This is a genomic window from Mycobacterium neglectum (assembly GCF_002591975.1).
GTDB lineage: Bacteria > Actinomycetota > Actinomycetes > Mycobacteriales > Mycobacteriaceae > Mycobacterium > Mycobacterium neglectum.
On the sequence record NZ_NVQE01000116.1, the window covers coordinates 1 to 790 of the forward strand.

Below are 790 nucleotides of genomic sequence, written 5' to 3' on the forward strand. Positions count from 1 at the left end.
AAGTTACGGCGGTCAATAGCGGCAGGGAAACGCCCGGACCCATCCCGAACCCGGAAGCTAAGCCTGCCAGCGCCGATGATACTACCCAACCCGGGTGGAAAAGTAGGACACCGCCGAACACAAATTAAAGCCCTTTGCCCCCCAATTCTATTGGGGGGCAAAGGCATTTGTGGCACTTCGCGACGGCGACATCGGCGGAGGCCGCGCTTGTCCGATCAGTCGTGTTTTGCCTCGTAGCGCAGCAGCACCGTGCCGCCGGGAAAGGTGCGGTTCTCTAACAGTCGCAGCGAGATCCATGACGGCAGTGTCGGTAAGAACGGAGTGCCGCCGCCCACGGCGGTGGGCGCGACGACCATCCGGTACTCATCTACCAGACCGGCCTGCACGATCGGCGCCGCCAGCGTCGCGCCGGCCAGCTCCAGAATGCCGTCGGTTTCGGCCTTCAGCTTCGTCACCACCTCGAGGGGGTCGCCGCGCTCTAGGCGGGAGTTCCAGTCGACGGATTCCAGGGTGCGCGAGAAGACGACCTTCGGCATGTCGCGCCAGATGTGCGCGAAGTCGACGATCAGAGGGGTGGCGTCTGGGGTCTTGTCGGCGGTCGGCCAGTACGCGGACATCAGTTCGTAGAGTCGCCGCCCGTAGAACGATAGGGCGGTCTCCCGCGAGCAATGATCAGAACCTGTGGATGAGCCTCGGCGAGGTGGCGTGAAAGTGGGCGCACCTTCCCGAGGATGATCATCACGGAAACAGGATCTCGATCAAGACCGGCGTTGGCGCGCTGGTTGGGAAG

Annotated in this window: 1 rRNA gene and 1 pseudogene; one reads left to right on the plus strand and one right to left on the minus strand. The window is 63.3% G+C overall.

Going from position 1 to position 790, the window contains the following annotated elements:
• The first annotated feature begins 4 nt into the window (after positions 1 to 4).
• Positions 5 to 119, plus strand: a 5S ribosomal RNA gene (rrf, locus tag CSQ99_RS30620).
• 96 nt (positions 120 to 215) lie between these two features.
• On the opposite strand, the pseudogene CSQ99_RS30625 reads toward rrf, so the two are convergent.
• A pseudogene (locus CSQ99_RS30625) lies at positions 216 to 662 on the minus strand (dihydrofolate reductase family protein); the annotation flags it as partial.
• Between the last annotated feature and the right edge of the window lie 128 nt (positions 663 to 790).